Source organism: Blastococcus sp. CT_GayMR20 (genome assembly GCF_004570345.1).
In genome coordinates, this window is record NZ_SPQM01000063.1 from 1 (window position 1) to 13,637 (window position 13,637).

General features: G+C 75.1%; 11 protein-coding genes. 8 read left to right on the plus strand and 3 right to left on the minus strand.

The window, feature by feature from the left end; all coding sequences use genetic code 11:
• The 5 genes from E4P40_RS15070 to E4P40_RS15090 all read left to right on the plus strand — a co-directional run.
• The coding region (locus E4P40_RS15070) for a flagellin (protein ID WP_280790622.1) at positions 1-149 on the plus strand (149 nt) is incomplete at its 5' end.
• A gap of 171 nt (positions 150-320) precedes the next feature.
• Positions 321-3,881 carry an adenylate/guanylate cyclase domain-containing protein gene (locus E4P40_RS15075; protein ID WP_135159369.1) on the plus strand — a complete coding sequence of 1,187 codons (3,561 nt, stop codon included), beginning with the start codon at positions 321-323 and terminating at the stop codon, positions 3,879-3,881.
• Positions 3,882-3,988: 107 nt separating this feature from the next.
• Entirely contained in the window at positions 3,989-6,037 is a 2,049-nt protein-coding gene (locus E4P40_RS15080) for a hypothetical protein (protein ID WP_135159370.1), read from the plus strand.
• Positions 6,034-7,677: an FAD-dependent oxidoreductase gene (locus E4P40_RS15085; RefSeq protein WP_135159371.1), complete on the plus strand. Its 1,644-nt coding sequence runs from the start codon at positions 6,034-6,036 to the stop codon at positions 7,675-7,677. The genes E4P40_RS15080 and E4P40_RS15085 overlap by 4 nt, the downstream gene beginning before the upstream one ends.
• Positions 7,674-9,011 (plus strand): cyclic nucleotide-binding domain-containing protein, encoded by a 1,338-nt coding sequence (locus E4P40_RS15090; RefSeq protein ID WP_135159372.1) that lies wholly within the window; start codon positions 7,674-7,676, stop codon positions 9,009-9,011. The genes E4P40_RS15085 and E4P40_RS15090 overlap by 4 nt, the downstream gene beginning before the upstream one ends.
• Before the next feature lie 15 nt (positions 9,012-9,026).
• Here E4P40_RS15090 and E4P40_RS15095 read toward each other — a convergent pair whose 3' ends face one another.
• Positions 9,027-9,470, minus strand: coding sequence for a CBS domain-containing protein (locus E4P40_RS15095; protein WP_167762249.1), 444 nt, complete (start codon positions 9,468-9,470; stop codon positions 9,027-9,029).
• A gap of 76 nt (positions 9,471-9,546) precedes the next feature.
• On the opposite strand from E4P40_RS15095, the gene E4P40_RS15100 reads away from it, so the two are divergent.
• The 3 genes from E4P40_RS15100 to E4P40_RS15110 all read left to right on the plus strand — a co-directional run bounded on the left by E4P40_RS15100 (position 9,547) and on the right by E4P40_RS15110 (position 12,450).
• Positions 9,547-10,104: a gluconokinase gene (locus tag E4P40_RS15100; protein ID WP_135159374.1), complete on the plus strand. Its 558-nt coding sequence runs from the start codon at positions 9,547-9,549 to the stop codon at positions 10,102-10,104.
• A 94-nt stretch (positions 10,105-10,198) separates the two neighbouring features.
• Positions 10,199-10,954 (plus strand): aquaporin, encoded by a 756-nt coding sequence (locus E4P40_RS15105; RefSeq protein ID WP_135159375.1) that lies wholly within the window; start codon positions 10,199-10,201, stop codon positions 10,952-10,954.
• Between the two features lie 80 nt (positions 10,955-11,034).
• Positions 11,035-12,450 carry a protein kinase gene (locus E4P40_RS15110; protein ID WP_135159376.1) on the plus strand — a complete coding sequence of 472 codons (1,416 nt, stop codon included), beginning with the start codon at positions 11,035-11,037 and terminating at the stop codon, positions 12,448-12,450.
• Between the two features lie 3 nt (positions 12,451-12,453).
• Here E4P40_RS15110 and E4P40_RS29000 read toward each other — a convergent pair whose 3' ends face one another.
• Both E4P40_RS29000 and E4P40_RS15120 read right to left on the minus strand, forming a co-directional pair.
• The gene (locus E4P40_RS29000; RefSeq protein ID WP_245160363.1) at positions 12,454-12,777 is read right to left on the minus strand and encodes a MotA/TolQ/ExbB proton channel family protein; all 324 of its coding nucleotides are present in this window, start codon (positions 12,775-12,777) and stop codon (positions 12,454-12,456) included.
• 451 nt (positions 12,778-13,228) lie between these two features.
• Positions 13,229-13,561, minus strand: coding sequence for a flagellar FlbD family protein (locus E4P40_RS15120; protein WP_135159377.1), 333 nt, complete (start codon positions 13,559-13,561; stop codon positions 13,229-13,231).
• Positions 13,562-13,637 lie beyond the last annotated feature (76 nt).

Sequence of the window (13,637 nt, forward strand, 5' to 3'; positions counted from 1 at the left end):
TGACCGCGTCGGAGAGCCGCATCCGCGACGCCGACATGGCGCAGGAGATGGTCCAGTTCACCCGGAACCAGATCCTGTCCCAGGCCGGCACCGCGATGCTCGCGCAGGCCAACCAGGCCTCGCAGGGTGTCCTGTCCCTGCTCCGCTGATCCCAGCTGAGCTAGGCACCTAGTACGACCCCGGACGAGGGGGGAGGCCGATGGCCTCCCCCCTCGTTCGCGTTCCCGGTCGGCGGGGGTCGCCGCTGGTCGGGGGCTCCCGCGAAGCCCGGTGCGGAGGTACGGTCCGCTCGTCCGGGCGGAGGGGGCCAGACGTGACCGATGCAACCGGAACCGGCTGAGCTGACGGCCCTCGAGCAGGCGATCGCCGCGCTCGAGGGGCAGCGGCGCATCCTCGGGGACCAGGTCGTCACGACGGCGCTCGCACCGCTGGTCGACAAGCGCGACCGGCTGCTCGCCGCCTCCGTGGGCGAGCAGCGGAAACTGGTCACCGTCCTGTTCGCCGATCTGGTCGATTCCACGCCGCTGGCCCGGCGGCTGGACGCCGAGGACCTCCAGCAGGTGATGAGCCGGTACTTCGCGGCCGTCCGCAGCGCCGTCGAGGCCGAGGGTGGCGTGGTCGAGAAGTTCATCGGCGACGCGGTGATGGCGGTCTTCGGGCTGTACCGCTCCCGGGAGGACGACGCGGCCCGCGCCGTGCGCGCCGGCCTGGCGGTGGTTGCGGCCGTCGAGACGCTGAGCGCCCAGCTGCAGGAGTCGCACGCTGCCCCGATCGTCGTCCGCGTGGGGATCGACACCGGCGAGATGGTGGTGACCGGTCTGGCGGAGCGGGCGTCGGGGGACTTCCTCGTCGTCGGCGACACCGCCAACCGGGCCGCCCGCCTGCAGGCGGCCGCGGAGCCGGGCACGGTGCTGCTGTCGGAGGAGACGTGCCGCCAGGTCCGTGGCGTCTTCGGGCTGCGGCGCATCCCCGGGCTGCACCTCAAGGGCATCGAGGGCCCGGTCGACGCCTACGTCGTCGCGTCCCCCGACCGGGAGGGCTTCTGGCCGGAGACCCGCGGGGTGGAGGGGGTGGTCACCCGCACGGTGGGGCGCGAGGCGGAGTTCCGGGTGCTGCGCGACGCGTTCGCCGGGGTCGTCGCCGAGGGCGGTCGGCGCGTCGTGACGGTGCTCGGCGAGGCCGGTGTCGGCAAGTCCCGGCTCGTGCACGACGTCGAGACGTGGCTGGCGCGCCTGCCGACGGAGGTCTGGGTGCTGCGCGGCCGGGGGTCCCCGTCGACGCAGGGCGTGGCCAACACGCTGCTGCGCAGCGTGTTCGGCGAGCGGCTCGGCATCCGCTCCACGGACGACCCCGAACGCGTGCGTCGCCGTTGGGCGCAGGGCTGGACCCAGCTGCACGGCGGCGTCGAGGACACCGACGGCTCACCGGAGACCGTGGCCACCTGGCTGGGGTTCCCGGTCGGCGACGCCGGACGTGAGGCGGTCGGGACGACCGATCCCGAGGCACTGCGGCGGCGGGGGAGCGGTCTGGTGCTGCGGCTGCTGGACACGCTGGCCGAGCGGGCGCCTGTGGTCGTCCTGCTCGAGGACCTGCACTGGCTCGACGCCGCGAGCCTGGACTCCCTCGAGGCGCTGGCCCGGGCGCCGGACGGCGGTCCGCTGCTGGTCCTCGCGACGGCCCGCCCCACGCTGCTGGAGCAGCGGCCGTCGTGGGGACGCACCGCGTCGGTGCACTCCACCCTCCGGCTCGAGCCGTTGGACCAGGACGACGCCCGCAGCCTCGTCGCCGAGATCCTGCAGCGGGCGGACGACGTGCCGGCGGCCCTCGTCGAGCTGGTCGTCGGCACCGCCGACGGCAACCCCTACTACGTCGAGGAGCTCGTGAAGTGGCTCGTCCAGGAGGGGGTCGTCGACACGTCGCACGACCCCTGGCGGGTGGCGGCGAGACCTCTGGACTCCGTCCGCATCCCCACGACGCTGCGCGGCCTGCTGCAGGCGCGGCTGGACTCCCTGGAGGTCGTCGAGCGCGGCGTCCTCGGCGGCGCCGCCGTCGTGGGCCGGGTGTTCTGGGACCAGGCCGTCGCCCGGCTGGCCACGGCGATCGACGCCGCGACGCGGGACACCGCGCTCGAACGGCTGGCGATCCGCGAGGTGGTGTTCCGTCGGCCGCACTCCAGCTTCTCCGGCAGCGCGGAGTTCTCCTTCCGCCACGCGCTCATGCGCGACGTCGCCTACGAGGGGGTCCTCCGCTCGGTGCGCCGGGCCCACCACGCGCTGGCCGCCCAGTGGCTGGAGGAGGCGGTCGAACGCAGCCAGCGGCCCGACGAGCACGCCGCGGCGGTCGCCCACCACCACCAGGAGGCGGGCAACCCCCCGGCGGCCGCCCGCTGGTACCTGCGGGCCGGCGAGCACGCCGCCCGCACCTTCGCGCTCGACGACGCCCTGCAGCTCTTCGCCCGCGCGCTTCCTCTCGTCCCCGCCGGCGAGCAGGGGCTCTGGGCCGACGTGCTGCTGGCCCGCGAGGTCGTGCTGGACCGGCTCGGCCGCCGCGACGAGCAGCGGACCACGCTGGACGAACTGTCCGCCGCGACCGGTCTCGACCCCGTGCGCCGGGCGAAGGTCCTGCTCGCCCATGGGCGATGGCTGTTCTTCCGCGGCGACTACCCCGCCGTCCCGGAGGTCGCCGACGAGGCGGCGCGGCTGGCCCGGGAGGCGGGCCGGCCCGACCTGGAGTCCGACGGGCTGATGCAGGGTGGCCGGAGCCGGGCGTACCTCAACGAGCACGCGGCCGCCCGCGAGCTGCTCGGTCAGGCTCTGACGACCGCCCGGTCGACCGACGACCACAAGCGGGCGGGGGAGGTCCTGCGGCTGCTGGCCGTCGTGGCGACCAACCTGGCGGAGACCGACGAGGGGCTCGCCCTGCTCGACGAGGCACGGGCCGAGCACCGGCACATCCAGGACAGCGAGGGCGAGGCGATGGTCACCGGGCAGCGCGGTGCCCTCCTGATGCACATGGGCCGGCTCGAGGAGGCGCGCGCCGCGACCGAGGACGCGCTGGCGGTCTTCCAGGTGACCGGGCACCGCTACCGCGAGGGCGTCATGCTCACCAACCTCGCCCGGATCGCGATGGACCAGGGCCGGGTCGACGACGCGCTCGAGCAGGGCCGGCGCGCGTTGCAGCTGACCGAGGACATCGACGACACGGAGGGTGTCGTCGCCTCCCTGCAGAGCCTCGGCGACAGCCACCGGCTCGTCGGCGACCACGCGACGGCGCGGAGGTACCTCGACCGCGGACTGGAGGAGAGCAGCCGGCGCGCCCTGTCGTACTTCACCACACACCTCCTCGCCTCGATCGCGGTCGTCGACCTCGCCGAGGGACGGGTCGACGACGCGCTCGCGCACGCCACCGCGGCCCAGGAGGCCGCGGCCGCGGACGACGTCCCGCCTGCGCAGGCGCGCGCGGACCTGGTCGCCGGCATGGCCCACCGGGCGGCCGGTGATCCGGTCGCGGTCGACCTCCTCCGTGCGGCCGCGCAGCGGCACGCCGAGCTGGGCCTCGAGTACGACCGGCTGGAGTGCCTCGGCGTCCTCGCCCTCGCGCTGCGGGACGCCGGCGACCTCGGTGCGGCGATGGAGGCGGTCGAGGAGGTCCTGCCGCACCTGGACTCGGTCGCCGTCGGCACCGTCGAACCCGGCCGCGTCCTCGCCGACGTCCACCTGGTGCTCTCCGACGCCGGGGATCCGCGTGCCGCGGACGTGGCGGAGCGGGCCGCGGCGCACCTGCGCGAGCGGGCCGCCCGGATCGCCGACGACGACCTGCGGACCCGGTTCCTGACGGCGCCGGTCAACGTGCGGTTGGCGACGATCGCGCGGACGGACTGAGCACGCGGACGGATTCCCTCGTGCCGCCCGCCGCTCGTCGCTACCCTCCGGCCGAGGGCCACGGACGTTCCCGCGGGAACACGGGGACGACGAGGGGGAGCCGACGGATGGACGTGGTCCCGCGGCCGGTGCGGAGCGCGACCGGCCCCCCGACCGTCGCCTCGCTCTGGGCGGACGTGAGCGGCCGGGAGCTCACCGACTCCGACCTCGAGTGGCCGCCGGACGTCTTCGCACTCGCCGGCACCGTCCTGGGCCGCACCCACGCCTACCGGTTCGCCGTGTCACCGCCGCCCGGCCGGCAGTGGCCCCCGCCCCGGCTCGGCGGCTGGAACGACGTGGTCACCGACGCGGCCGAGCAGTGGTGCGCCTGGACCGAGGCACCCGACGGGCCCCCGCCGGCCCTCGTCTCCGAGACCTGGACGACGCTGCTCGCCGCCGCGGGGACCGAACTCGACGACATCGCCGACGGCCGCGCGTGGGAGGTCTGCGAGGCGCTGTTCCTGCTGCTCGCGCTCAGCGACGAGGCCTGCGCGGGCGTGGCCGCCGCGCTCGATCCGGAGCGCACGGCCGGCTTCCGCTTCCGCGGCCGGGCGGGTGAGCTCCTGGCCCGCACCGGCTCGCTGTCCGCCGTCGCCCCGTTCCGGCTGCGGGTGCTGCCCAAGGGCCGGACGCCGCCGGGAGGCATCTCCTTCCGGTCGCTGTCGCGCTACCTCTGCCTGCGCGGCACCTCCGTGGACGTCGCCTGGCACAAGGCCCCGGCCCGGCGGTCGGGCACCGGTCAGCAGCAGGCCAACGTGCTGCTGCTGCCGTGGCCGCTGCGGGTGCGGCAGCGGGACTTCCGGCCGCTCCCGGGCTCGGTGCGGCGTGCGGAGAACGAGCCGTTCGGCATCTTCGAGTTCGTCCCGGCCGAGACCTTCGACCTCGACCTCGTGGAGCGGGTGCTGGTCGGGGCGCTCGACGAGGTGGACGGCATCGACGCGGTCGTCCTCCCCGAGAGCAGCGTGCCCGCCGACGAGCTCGAGCCCCTCGAGGCGCTGCTCGCGCGCTACGGCGTCAACATGCTGCTCGCGGGCGTCCGGGAGCCCACGCCGCCCGACCGGCTGCCCGGCAACTGGGTGCACCTCGGCGTGCACGTCGGCGGCTGCTGGTCGCACTACCGGCAGAACAAGCACCACCGCTGGTTCCTCGACGAGAGCCAGATCAACCAGTACCACCTCGCCGGCGCGCTGCATCCCTCGGTGCGCTGGTGGGAGGCGATGGAGGTGCCGCGCCGCGCGCTGCAGTTCCTCGAGCTCAGCGAGGGCCTCACCGTCGTCGCCGTCGTGTGCGAGGACCTCGCCCGCCTCGACGAGGTCGCCGAGCTCATCCGGGACGTCGGCCCCTCGCTGGTCGTGACGATCCTGCTCGACGGGCCGCAGCTGGCCTCCCGCTGGACGGCCCGCTACGCCAGCGTGCTCGCCGACGACCCGGGGACGGCGGTGCTCACGCTCACCGCGTCCGGGATGGTCGAGCGCAGCCGGCCGATCGGTGCGCCGCCGTCGTCGGTCGTGGCGATGTGGAAGGACCCGACCCGCGGGCTGCGCGAGATCTCCCTCGACCCCGGCGCGCACGGCGTGGTCATGAGCGTCGCCCACACCCGCGCCCGCCGCCGGTGCGCGGACGGGCGGACACCGGTGGACAACGCGACCGGGCTGGTGGTCGCCGGGGTGCACCAGGTGACCGCCGTCGCCGGGGATCCCGGCCGCGTCCCGGGGCCGCGCGGGGTGACCGGCGCCGCGCTCACCCCGCCGGAGCTGACCATCGTGACCGCGTGGGCCGAGGCGGCGGCGGAGGCCCTCGAGCACACGCCGGACCGGGTGGCCGCCGTCCTCGCCGACGCGCGTCCGGGTGCGCCGTGGCGCCGGGACCTCGGGCTGCCGGAGCCCACGGCGGCGCTCGCGACCGCCCTGACCGCCGTCGCCGACACCGTCGACGGCGGACGCCCGGACGGCGGGACGGACGACGCCGTCCTCGCCGTCCTGCAGCACGCGCCGGCCGACGGCGATGCGCCCGTGTCGCTGGCCACCGCGGTGCTGCGCTCGGCGCTGGAGTCGCGACGGGACCAGCGGGCCGTCCGGTCGGCGTCCCGGCTGAACGGGGGAGGAGTGGCCCGATGAGCAGACCGGTCCTGCTGGCCGTGGACGACGACGGCCCGGTGCTCGCCGCGGTCGAGCGCGATCTGCGCGACCGCTACGCCGAGCACTACCAGATCGTCGCGGCGTCCTCGGGTGACCAGGCGCTGGACCTGCTGCGCCGACTGCGGCTGCGCGACGACACCGTGGCGCTGCTGCTCGTGGACCAGCGGATGCCGGGCATGAGCGGCACGGAGTTCCTCGCCGCGTCCCGCGAGCTCTACCCGGACGCCCGGCGGGTGCTGCTCACCGCCTACGCGGACACCGACGCCGCCATCCGCGCCATCAACGACGCCGACGTCCACCACTACCTGCTCAAGCCGTGGGACCCGCCGGAGGAACGGCTCTACCCGGTGCTCGACGACCTGCTCGAGACCTGGCGGCGACCTGCCCCGGCGGCGAACCTGCGCGTGGTCGGCGACCGGTGGTCGGCCGCCAGCCACGCGCTCCGCGAGTTCCTCGCCCGCAACCTCGTGCCCTACCGGTGGCTCGACGTCGAGACCGATCCCCAGGCCCGCGTGCTGCTGGATGCCGCGCGCGCCGACGCAGGGTCGCTGCCGATCCTTGTGACCGACGACGGCGAGGTGCTCGTCGACCCGGACCTGCACGCCGTGGCGGAGCGGATCGGGCTGCAGGTGCGCGCCGAGCGGTCGGCCTACGACCTCGTCGTCGTCGGTGCCGGTCCCGCCGGGCTGGCGGCGGGGGTCTACGGGGCGTCGGAGGGCCTGTCCACCCTCGTCCTGGAGTGCAACGCCCCCGGCGGGCAGGCGGGCACGACCAGCCGGATCGAGAACTACCTCGGGTTCCCCGTCGGGCTCTCGGGTGCGGACCTCACGCTGCGCGCCCGCGAGCAGGCGATCCGCTTCGGCGCGGAGATCCTCGTGCCCGCCGAGGTGGCCGGGCTGCGCCGCGAGGATCCGTACACCCTGATCCGGCTGGCCGACGGCACCGAGGTCAGCGCCTCGACGCTGCTGATCGCCTCGGGCGTCAACTACCGCACCCTCGACGTGCCCGGAGCCGCGCCGCTCACCGGCACCGGCGTCTACTACGGCGCCGGTCGTGCGGAGGGCGTGGACCACGCCGGCGGGCGGGTCTTCGTCGTCGGAGGCGGCAACTCGGCCGGGCAGGCGGCGCTCTTCCTGGCCCAGTTCGCCGCCTCGGTGACGCTGCTCGTCCGCGCTGCCGACCTCACGAGCACCATGTCGAGCTACCTCATCGACCGGATCGAGGCCTCGGACACGATCTCCCTCGAGCCCCGGACGGAGGTCGCCGGGGTGCTCGGTGAGCGGCGGCTGGAGGGGCTCCGGCTGCGTTCGAACGGCACGGAGGAGCGCGAGGTCCCCGCGAACGCGCTGTTCGTCTTCGTCGGGCAGGCGCCCCGCACGAGCTGGCTCGAGGGCGTCGTCCGCCGGGACGACAAGGGCTTCGTGCTCACCGGTGGCGACCTCGGCCTCCCACCGCCCGACTGGCCGCTCGAGGTGCCGCCCCTTCCGCTGGAGACGTCCGTGCCGGGGGTGTTCGCCGCCGGCGACGTCCGGCACGGGTCGGTGAAGCGCATCGCCTCCGCCGTGGGGGAGGGCGCGATGGCGGTGCGCTTCGCCCACGAGCGGCTGGCCGGTCGGTGACGACGGCGGACGTCGCCGCCGCGCTGCGCAGGTCCCGGCTGTTCGCCGAGCTCCCGCAGGACGACGTCAGCGCGCTGGCGGCGACCAGCCGCGCCGTGGAGCTGACTCCGGGGGAGGTGCTGATGAGCGAGGGCTCGCCGCCGGATGCCATGTACGTGGTCGCCGACGGGGAGCTGGAGATCAGCCGGCTGGCCAACGGCGCCGACCTCCTGCTCAACGTGTGCGGGCCCGGCGACCTGATCGGGGAGCTCGGCGTCGCCCACGGGCGTCCGCGGTCGGCCACGGTCCGGGCGCGGGGCCCGGCACGGGTGCAGCGCATCGGCGCGGAGGCGCTCGACCGGCTGCTCGCCCACCCTCCGTCTGCCCGGGCTCTGCTCACGGCCACGTCCCGGCGGCTGGACCGCGAGGAGGGGCTGCTGCGCCAGCACGAGCGGATGGCGGCACTGGGCGCCCTGGCGGCCGGCCTGCTGCACGAGGTGAACAACCCGGCCGCCGCCGTGCAGCGGGGAGCCGCCCGGCTCCGCGCCCTGCACGCTGCCGACGACCGTCCGCCGAGTCCCCTCGCGCCGCTCGTGGGGGAGCGTCCGGTGCCCGACGACCCGCTGGCCCGGGCCGACGCGGGGACCGCGCTCGCCGGGGTCCTGACCGCGGCGGGCGTCGAGGGCGGCTGGAGCGCGGCGTCCGACCTGGTCCGCCTCGGCGTCGAGCCCACCGCCCTCGCCGGCGCGCTGGCCGCTCTCCCGGCCGAGGACCGCGGCGGCGCGGTGCGCGACCTGGTGCGGGCCGAGGAGATCCGCGCGGTGCTCGAGGAGGTGTCGGCCGGCGCGGAGTACCTGTCGAAGATCGTGTCGGGGGTGCGCCCGCTGGCCTACGCGGCCGACCAGGCACTGAGCACGGTCGACGTCCATGCCGGGCTCGAGCAGTCCCTCGTCCTCGTCCGGCACAAGGTGCCGCCGGGCGTGCGCATCGTGCGCGACCTCGATCCGGGGCCCCTCGTCGTGGAGGGCTGGCCCGCGGACCTGGCCATGGTGTGGACCAATCTCCTGGACAACGCGCTCGCCGCCGTCGGGTCCCAGGGCGAGGTCACCGTCCGCACGCGGGGCGAGCCCGACTCCGTCGTCGTCGACGTGGAGAACACCGGTCCGACCGTGCCGCCCGAGGTCCTCGAGCGTGCCTTCGACGCCTTCTACACGACCAAACCGGTCGGCCAGGGCACCGGACTCGGGCTGGCCACGTCGCTCGCGGTCGTCGCGCAACGGCACAAGGGCCGGCTCACGCTCACCTCCGAGGACGGCGTCACCCGCGCCCGCGTCGTCCTGCCGCGGCACCGCTGAGGCCGCGCCCGGGGGTCACGCGACCGGCTGGCGCCTCAGCAGGGCGCGGCACACCGCGGTGAGGTCGACGAGGCCGACGAGCCCGTCGTCGTCCACGACGGGAAGGTTGTTCAGCGCCTTCTCGAGCATCAGCTCGGCCGCCTCGGTGAGCGACGTGTCCGGGTGGACGGCCGTGGGCCGTGGCAGCCGCAGGTCGTTGATCCGGATCTCGCCGAGGTCTCGTCCGTCGGCCACCGCCTGGCTCACGTCGGCGTCGGTGAGGACGGCGATCGGCATGCGCCCCTCGTCGTCGGACGTCACGACCAGGGCGCAGTCGTGCGCCCGCTTCATCAGGTAGGCGGCCGAGGCGACGTGGGCGTCGGCCTCCACCGTCCTGGTCGCCGGGCGCATCAGCTGCCCCACCGTGGGTTCCTGCACGGTCGGACCGGCCGTGGGGGTGGGCGGGCTGCTTCCGGACATGGCGGCTCCTGGGGATGCGCCTCCTGGGGTGCGCTCATTGTGCGGGCTGCACGCACGGGGGCATAGCGTCCGGCCCATGGACGAGGACACACCCGGCGACACCACGACGGTCGTCGTCATGGGCGTCTCCGGCTCGGGGAAGTCGACCGTGGCCGCGGGCCTCGTCGAACGGCTGGGGTGCGAGTTCGCCGAGGGCGACGACTTCCATCCCCCGGCCAACGTGGCCAAGATGCGCGCGGGCACGCCGCTGGACGACGAGGACCGGTGGCCGTGGCTGCGCAGCCTTGCGGCGTGGATCGGAGAGCGCGAGCAGGCCGGCCGGGACGTCGTCGTCACCTGCTCGGCGCTCAAGCGCAGCTACCGCGACCTGCTCCGCGACGGGCATCCGTCCGTCTGGTTCGCCCACGTGACGGTCGACCCCGAGCTGCTCCGTGAACGCGTCGAGAGGCGCACCGGCCACTACATGCCCTCGGCCCTGCTGGAGAGCCAGTTGGCGACGCTCCAGCCGCTCCAGGACGACGAACCGGGCGCGAGCATCTCGGGAGCCGGCACGCCCGACACCGTCGTCGAGCAGCTCCTGGCCACGCTCAGCGCCGAGCGTGGTGTCCGCATCGACCGGGGGACCTCGTCCTGAGCCGCGGCAGACCCTGACGATCCGGGTGTGACCGGTCTCCGAGCGGGGCAACCACGGAGCCACAGCTCGGGGGCGGCACGGGGGTCGGACGGTCATGGACGCAGTAGGTGTCGCACGGGGTTCCACGTCGGCCGGGCTGTACGGCAGCACGGTCAGCAGACGCCCCGTCCGGGCGGCGGTCGCCGAGTTCCTCGGTACCGCCGTGCTGGTCTACGTGGGCACCAGCGTCGCGGTGGCGTCGGCGGCCCGTGGCGAGGCGGTGTACGACACCCTGGCCGTCGTCCTCGCCTTCGGCCTCGTGCTGGTGGCCCTGGTCGCCGCCTTCGGCCACGTCTCCGGGTGCCACCTGAACCCCGCCATCACCGTGGGCCTGGCGGTGACGCGCCGGTTCCCGTGGTCCGCGGCCGGCGTCTACGTGCTGGCGCAGCTCGGCGGCGGGCTCCTGGGCGCCCTCTGCACGTGGGTCAGCTATGGCGGGCGGGCGCGCAGCGAGGCCGGGCTGGCGGCCACCCGCCCCGCCGACGGGGTCTCGGTGGGCCAGGCGTTCCTCGTCGAGCTGCTGGTCACGTTCGTGCTGGTCCTGGTCGTCATCTCGGTCGCGACCGACGACCGCGCGGAGAGCTCGGTCGCCCCGGTGGCGGTCGGCTTCGCCCTCGCGGCGGCCATCTTCGTCGCGGGCCCCCTGACCGGTGGGGCGGTCAACCCCGCCCGCGCCTTCGGTCCGAACCTGCTGGCCGGTGATCTCGCGCCGTTGTGGCTGTACCTGGTGGCGCCGACGCTCGGCGGCATCCTGGCCGCCGTCCTGTACGACCGCGTCCTGGCCGCGGGCGAGCCGCCCGAGGCGCCCTGAGCGGTTCCCCGTCCTCCTCTGGCAACCTTCCAGGGGTCGGGCCGTCGCCGGGGGCGGCCCCCGAGCGGTCGGGAGGTGCCGTGGAACCGTCGACGCGTCTGCTCGGCGACCGCTACCGGCTGCTCGTGCCGCTGGCCAGCGGCGGCATGGGCCGGGTCTGGCGGGCCCGCGACACGCTGCTCGAGCGACCCGTCGCGGTGAAGGTGCTGCGCAGCGAGTTCACCGGCGACGCGACGTTCCGTGCCCGGTTCCGGGCCGAGGCCCAGCACACCGCGGCGCTGCACCACCCCCACATCGCGTCCGTCTTCGACTACGGCGAGGCCACCGACGACGGCGAACGGATCGCCTACCTCGTCATGGAGCTGGTGGAGGGCGAGACCCTGTCGGCGCTGCTGGAGCGCGAGGGACGGCTCAGCCCTGCCCGCACCCTCGACGTCCTCCGGCAGACCTCCGCCGCGCTGGCGGCCGCGCACGCCGCCGGCGTCGTCCACCGGGACGTCAAGCCGGGGAACGTGCTCGTCGCGACCGACGGGGTCGTCAAGATCACCGACTTCGGCATCGCCTGGTCGGCCGCCAGCGTGCCCCTCACCGGGACCGGACAGGTCGTGGGGACGGCGCACTACCTGTCACCCGAGCAGGCCGCGGGGGGCAAGGCCACCCCGGCCAGTGACGTGTACGCGCTGGGCACCGTGGCCTACGAGTGCCTCACCGGGCGGCCGCCCTTCGAGGGCGAGAACTCCGTGCAGGTGGCGCTGAAGCAGATGCGGGAGGAGCCGGAGCCCCTGCCGCCGGACGTGCCGGCCGGCCTGCGCGGGCTCGTGGAGCGCGCGATGGCCAAGGACCCGGCGCAGCGGTTCCCGGACGGCGCGGCGCTCCGGACGGCCGTCGAGACGGTGTCCGCCGCCAGCGCGACCGCACCGATCGGACCGGCCGGCCCGCACGGGACCGCCGTCCTGCAGCTCCCGTCCGTCCCCGGCGCTGTGCCCGCCCCGTCCGCCCCGCCGGCCCGGCACCTGCCGATCCCGCTGTTCGCCGGCGCGGTCGCCGCGGTGGTCGTGGTGGCGGTCCTGATCGCCCTGCTGCGGCCCGACCCGGGCACGGACACGGGGGATGGCCAGGCGGCCGGCGGGCCCACGACCTCGCAGGCGACGTCGTCCCCGGTGCCGGTGCCGGCGCCGACGGTTGCGGTCGTCGCCGCGGACCTCCTGGACCGGCCGGTCGGGGAGGTCTTCGCCGAGCTGGTCGGCCGCGGGCTGCAGGTGGAGCTCGCCGAGGTGACGACGGACGAGGTCGCCTCGGGCCGGGTGGCGGCGGTCGCCCCGGAGGGGGAACTGCCGCCGGGCACCGTGGTCACGGTCTCCTACGCGATCCCACCGGCCCCGGCCCCGGCGCCGGGGAACGACAACGGGAACGGCAACGGGAACGGGAACGGCAACGGCAACGGCAACGGCAACGGGAACGGGAACGGCAACGACGGGGACGACGGGGACGACTGACCGTCAGGCCGCGGTGAGCCGGACCTCGCTCGGCGGCACCATGGCGGTGAGCTTCGCCCGGATGGCGCGCGGGTTCGTGCCGGCCAGGATCTCCGTCACCCCCTCGAGCAGCAGGGTCATCTGCGCGCCCCGCAGCTCGCTGATGCGGTGGATCTTCACGCTCATCGGCAGCCAGAGGAAATTGGCCGACAGCACGCCCCAGAGGGTCGCCACGAAGGCAGTGGCCACGAGGGGGCCGAGCACCGCGGGGTCCTCGAGACTGCGGAGGACCTGCACCAGCCCGACGACGGTCCCGATGATGCCGATGGTGGGCGCGTAGCCGCCCATCCGGGCGAAGAAGCGGACGGCGACCCGGTCGTCGGCCGCGGTGGGCCTCGATCTCGCCCTCCAGCACGCGCCGGAGCTGCTCGACCGGCACCCCGTCCACCGCCATCTGCAGGCCGTGGCGCAGGAACGGGTCGGAGACGGCCCGTGCCCGCTTCTCCAGGGGCAGCATGCCCTCCTTGCGCGCCACCGTGGCCAGCTCGACGAGCTGGGCGATCAGCGCAGGCGTCTGCGGCAGGCGCTCACCGGCGAAGGCCATGGCGAACCAGCGACGGAGCTGACGCACGTCGCGCAGGGTGGAGCCGGCGATGGCCGCGCCGAAGGTCGCGCCGAAGACGAGGACCAGCGGAGGCAGCAGGACGACGGCCAGCGGGCTCGAGCCCTCGAGCAGCATCATGACGACCAGCGAGCCGACCGCCAGCCCCATCCCGAGGAACGTCGCCGGAATCACCCGTCAGTCCTCGGTGCGGCCCGGGGTGGTGTCGGACGGGGGGGTGCCGGGCTCGTCGCGGCGGTACTGCCGCCGCTCGAGCCTGATCGTGGTCCGCTTCACGTGCGAGGCGTGGTCGGCGATCTCGGCGACGCCGCCGGCCAGCCGCTTCTGCGCGACCGTCACCGCCGCCCGGTGATCACGGATGTCGAGGAGCAGGTCGTCGAACGTCTGGACCACGACGTACTTCGTCCCGTCGACGAGGTGGATGACGGTGTCGGGGTCGGTCTCGACGCGCTCGATCGACATCGGGTCGACCGAGAAGTGCTCGCCGTTGCGGCAGGTCACAGCGATCACGGGAGCGGTCCTTCCGCTCAGTCGGGGCAGCGGACCCCGGTGGCGCCTGTCAAGGCACTCTCCCCATCGGAAGAAC

Coding starts and splice junctions, on each gene's coding strand:
- E4P40_RS15075 (WP_135159369.1), top strand. CDS start 321: ATGCAACCGGAACCGGCTGAGCTGACGGCCCTCGAGCAGGCGATCGCC.
- E4P40_RS15080 (WP_135159370.1), top strand. CDS start 3,989: ATGGACGTGGTCCCGCGGCCGGTGCGGAGCGCGACCGGCCCCCCGACC.
- E4P40_RS15085 (WP_135159371.1), top strand. CDS start 6,034: ATGAGCAGACCGGTCCTGCTGGCCGTGGACGACGACGGCCCGGTGCTC.
- E4P40_RS15095 (WP_167762249.1), bottom strand. CDS start 9,470: ATGTCCGGAAGCAGCCCGCCCACCCCCACGGCCGGTCCGACCGTGCAG.
- E4P40_RS15100 (WP_135159374.1), top strand. CDS start 9,547: ATGGACGAGGACACACCCGGCGACACCACGACGGTCGTCGTCATGGGC.
- E4P40_RS15105 (WP_135159375.1), top strand. CDS start 10,199: ATGGACGCAGTAGGTGTCGCACGGGGTTCCACGTCGGCCGGGCTGTAC.
- E4P40_RS29000 (WP_245160363.1), bottom strand. CDS start 12,777: ATGGGCGGCTACGCGCCCACCATCGGCATCATCGGGACCGTCGTCGGG.